Here is a 4689-nt window from a genome sequence, read left to right as displayed (position 1 = left end):
ATCTGCAGCATAGAGGTACTGTTGTAGCGCATGCCGTAGGGCATGAACCGCGTCACGTAGACCACGAGCATGATCCACAGCGTTCCGTATATGCCGATATTGAAGTTCAGGTAGAAGACCATCACGGCCAGGCCCAGCACCAACCCCGGAAACACCAGCGGCAAAGAGGCGATGTTGTCGAGCAGCCATCGTCCAGGCAGGCGAGTCTTGACGACGATCCAGCACACCACCGACGTGAGCAGCATGACGATGGTCGCGCTGGCAAAGGCCAGGAGCAGGCTGTTCCACACCGAGTCGATGATCGTCGGGTGGGACCATAGGAAGCGATAGGCGTCCAAACCGACCTGGCCCAGGGCTTCCATGGACGGGACGCTGTAGTAGCGCTGCAGCGAAGACCAGAGCAGCACGAGGAACGGCAGCAGGACGATCAGCAAGAAGTACACGATGAAAATGCCTGCCGTAACGTAGCGCCAGGGACCAAGATCCACGACGCGGGGTCGAAATCCCTTGCCGGTGACCGTCGCATACCTGCTGCCCCGGCCGGTGAGGCGAGACTGCAGGTAAATGCCTCCAGTGGTTATCAAGAGCAGCGTCGTCCCATAGGCGGAAGCCAGCCCGACCTGGCTCGGATACTGGTGGACGGCTTGATAGATGGCAGAAGTGAATACATGTATCCCGACCGGAATGCCGAGCAAGGCGGGCACCTCGAACGCTTCGATGGCGCGTACGAAGAGGATGAGCAGGGATGCGAAGATTGCCGGCCATGTGAGCTTGAGCGTGATGCGCCAGAAAATCTGGAAGATGCTGGCGCCGCTCATCATCGCGGACTCCTCTAGCGAGGGATCCATGGACCGGGACGCCGCTGTCATCATCAGGAAGGCCATCGGCGAGTAGTGCAGCCCTTCTACCCAGATCATGCCCCACATGGAATATACGTTGAGGAAGACGTATTCCGTGCCGAACCATCGCTGCAGGAGCAGGTTGAGCAGCCCGATTTTCGGGCTGCCCAGCAGGATCCACGAAATCGTGAACATGATCCCGGGAATGATGAGCGGAACGATGGACAAGGCGAAAAACAAGCGCTTGAACGGGGTATTCGTGCGCTCGTTCATCCATGCCAGCGAACCACCCACCAAGAACGCGAAGGCGGCGGTTCCCCCGGCAAACACCAGGGAATTGCCCAGCAGGCGCAGGGTCTCGGCCGACCCGTAGGCGGTGGCGTAGTTGCCGAGCGTGTACCGCGCCGCCGCCTCGGCGGAGTCCGGCGTCAAGAAGCTCTGCCAGACGAGAAAACCCAGCGGCATCAGGGCCAGATAGGCGACGGCTGCCAGGCATACGCCAATGACCAGCCACTGTGTATTCAAGAACCGCCACCCGTTACCGGACGGCCCGGCACTGCGCAGCTCTCCCATGCGCGCATCCCATGTCGTGCCCATGGCCGTTCACTTCTTGAGGATGGTCTTTTCGAAATCGGCAAGCCAAACAGCCTGCATGTCCAGCGCCTTGGCGGGATCAACGAACTTCAGCGAGGCATTGCGCAACGGGTGTTCGAGACGCTTGTGGGTCGTCACGTAACTCATTCCCTGCATGATGCGCTGCCCTTCTTCGCTGATGACAAACTCATAGAACAGGATGGCCGAGGCCGGATTGGGCGCTTTCTTCATCAACGCGACGGTGCTGGGTTGGGCAATGACGGGATCGATGGGCAATCCCTTGATGGGGGCGCCCTTGGCCGCAAGCTGTTCGGGATTCCAGTTGTATACGGTCAATGCGAGCGGCACCTCGCCCGACCCCACCATCGTGGTCAGCAAGGAATGGCCTTTGCGTGCAGAGATGCCATTGGTCGCCACGATATTGTTGAAAATTTCCCGCCCGCGCTGCTCTCCGAGCTCTGACAAGAGGGTCCCGTACCAGCCGTGATTATTCGCCTCGATGCCCAGCCGCCCCTTCCAGCGTGGATCCTGTAAATCCTCATAGCGCTTGGGCAGCTCGCTTTCCTTGACCTTGGTGGTGTTATAGGCCGCCACCCAGACGTCCAGCGTAATGCCCACCCACTCTCGGTGCGCGGGAACGGCCTGCGGAATGAGATCGTCCGTCAGCGGCGTACGAACCGCCTGAAGCAGCTTTTCCCGGTGTGCTGCTTCGTTTTCCGGGGCGTTGTTCTGCACGATGTCGACTTCAAAGCGGTTGCCGCGCGCCTCCGTGGTCAATCGCTGCAGCACGGCTTCCGAGCCAGCCCGCCACGGACGCGTCTTGATGCCGTACTTCTTGGTAAACGCTGCCATGACGTTGGTCAGCGCGGGATAGGCGTGATAGATGGTAATGCCGTTTTCTTTCTTCGCTGCCTCGATCAGGCGAGCCTGGCGATCCGGCCCTTGATAAGTGGCCAGTTCCTCGACCCTGTCCTGCGCCACGGCCGGACTACAGGCCAACCCCGTCATGACCAATGCGCGCGCGACCACCGTGAACAGCACGTTCTTCATGTCTGCCTCCTCCTTGTACTGGCGGTTCATTGCCGCCATGTCGTCAAACGGCCAACCCACGTGGACACATGGCCGGACCTCCATTCCCGGCGATGCGGCACGTGTCGATGCGGTCATCTCGCGCCGGCGTAGCGGCGACGTAGGTATTCGAAGTTAATGATGAACTGCTCGGGTTTGGTGATCGTTTCGTACAGGCGCTCGATGGTGGCGGCGTCGAACTCTTCGCCTTTTCCTCCTGCAGCGTCGGCCAGTAACTGGATCTGGCAGGCGTTTTCAAGCAGGATCGCGAGGATCGTCGATTCTTCGACCCCCCGCCCCACGACGGCCACGCCGTGATTGCGCAGGAGCACCGCTTTATGCGGGCCCAGCGCCTGCGCCACGCCTGCGCCCATCGCCTGGCTGCGGATCAGCTCTATCGTTCCGGTATAGACGGGAACGCCGTCCCGGAAGGTGACGCCCGGCTGGCTGATGGGGCGCAACGGCCGGCCGGTGGCCGAGAGCGCGACCGCATGGGTCGGATGCGCATGAATCACGCTCATCACGTCCGGCCGTACCTTGTAGATCTCGGAATGGATGTAGACCTCACTGTGGCGGCGCCCGCCCCCGCCCACTTTTTCGCCGTCCAGGTTGCAGATGACGATGTTCTCGTGCGTCATCTCGTCAAACCCGTGGCTATGGGGCTTCATGTAGAAGTGTGTCGGGTCGCCGGGCACCCGCACGGAAATGTGACCCCGGGTCAGGTCGCCCTGCCCGGAGGCTTCCAATATGCGCCCGGCGTCGATCAGGAGCTGGCGGGCCTGCTCGCAGCTCTGCGGTTGAGGAAAGTGTGCGTCGGCCATGTCATGCCTCGATCGTCTCGCGCTGCGGTTCCTTGGCCCGCCTGCCCTCGAAAATCTCTACGAGGTCCTGAGCGATGGGCGAATAGCGGGCATGCGTGCGCAACATGAAGCTGGAAAACCCGTCGCTGTTGTGATGTTTCTTCCTTTCGTTTGGCAGGTCGATGCAAACATTGCGGGCGGGGTCCCGGATGACGCCTATCGGGTCCAGCCCCTGCTCGATCTTCTTGTACTCCCGGCGCAGCATCCGGCGGTAGACGGTTATTCCCTTGTCCGAGGCGCCCAGGTTTTCCAGCGTACGGTCGGCGATGGCGCCTTGCGTGACCCAGGCCATCATGTCCTGGCCGTCGACGTTGTCAACGATGAATTCCCCGCGTTCATCCTTATAGGGCACTTCGTAAGTATGAACCTTCTCCAGCAAGCGCGGGGGCACGTCCGCGCCGGAAGGAGGAACATACGCGTTGTACCAAAGATGCAGCGTATGCTCGTCATCCATGGGTACCCGGATCTGAAACGAGTAATAGCGGGACTGCTCATCGCCATTGCCCACCGCCAGTATGTTCGGGAACACCACCGGATGGCCGATCCGCCAATCGTCGCCGTCTTCGGAATGCCCCTCCAGCAGCCGGTGCTTGGTAATGCCGAATTCGAATTCGCGGAAATCGATCTTGACGTGATGGGCGCTGATGGCCACCTTCACGCCCTCCTGCTCTTTGAGGAATTCGTAGTGATGCCCATGCAGCCATTCGGTATGGATGGGGTCCAGTGAGTTCTCCATGATCTGCAACCAGTTCACCGGCAACTCCACCCGTCCGAGCATGCGTATCGTTCCCGGCACCACGAACCCGTCGAAACGAGGCAGGAGCGGCGCAGGCTTGGGGCCCAGATACGCGAATAGCAGCCCGCCCAGCTCCTGCACGGGATACGCGTCTATGCCCACCTTCTCCCGGAAAACGCGATTATCTACTTCATTGGGCTGGTCGATGCACTTGCCCTGGGGATCGAACTCCCACCCGTGATACGGGCAGCGGATTCCGGCCTGGGTCGGGATCCCGTGCAGAAACGATGCACGCCGGTGCGGGCATTGCTCAGCAATCAGCCCCAACTGCCCCTGGCGGTTGCGGAACAAGATCAACCGCTCCCCCAACAACTTCACCGGCCGCGTCCATTTGCCGTCCATGTCTGCGGCGGCACAGATGGGATGCCAGTACCGGCGCAGCAGCTCGCCCATGGGCGTGCCTTTGCCGACGCGGGTCAAGAATTCATTGCCTTCCGCCGTTTCCATCCCAGACCTCCTCTATGCGGGTTGACTCTCCTGGCATCAAAATACTTAGATACCAAGTTTTGTTGTTTTCCCGAGTGTATAGAGC

4 protein-coding genes are annotated in these 4689 nt (G+C 60.7%); all 4 read right to left on the bottom strand.

Going from position 1 to position 4689, the window contains the following annotated elements:
* On the bottom strand, positions 1-1436 hold a 1436-nt coding region (locus IRZ12_RS15740; RefSeq protein WP_296470395.1), incomplete at its 3' end, for an iron ABC transporter permease.
* A 6-nt stretch (positions 1437-1442) separates the two neighbouring features.
* Positions 1443-2600, bottom strand: a complete 1158-nt coding sequence (locus tag IRZ12_RS15735) for an extracellular solute-binding protein (protein ID WP_296470392.1) — start codon at positions 2598-2600, stop codon at positions 1443-1445.
* A complete protein-coding gene (locus tag IRZ12_RS15730; RefSeq protein ID WP_296470390.1) occupies positions 2597-3322 on the bottom strand; it encodes a class II aldolase/adducin family protein in 726 nt (241 codons plus the stop codon). The genes IRZ12_RS15735 and IRZ12_RS15730 overlap by 4 nt, the downstream gene beginning before the upstream one ends.
* A gap of 1 nt (position 3323) precedes the next feature.
* The gene (locus IRZ12_RS15725) at positions 3324-4604 is read right to left on the bottom strand and encodes an aromatic ring-hydroxylating dioxygenase subunit alpha (RefSeq protein ID WP_296470387.1); all 1281 of its coding nucleotides are present in this window, start codon (positions 4602-4604) and stop codon (positions 3324-3326) included.
* Positions 4605-4689 lie beyond the last annotated feature (85 nt).

The sequence above is a fragment of the Pigmentiphaga sp. genome, assembly GCF_019689535.1.
GTDB lineage: Bacteria > Pseudomonadota > Gammaproteobacteria > Burkholderiales > Burkholderiaceae_B > Pigmentiphaga.
This window is presented reverse-complemented; position numbering and strand designations above follow the sequence as displayed.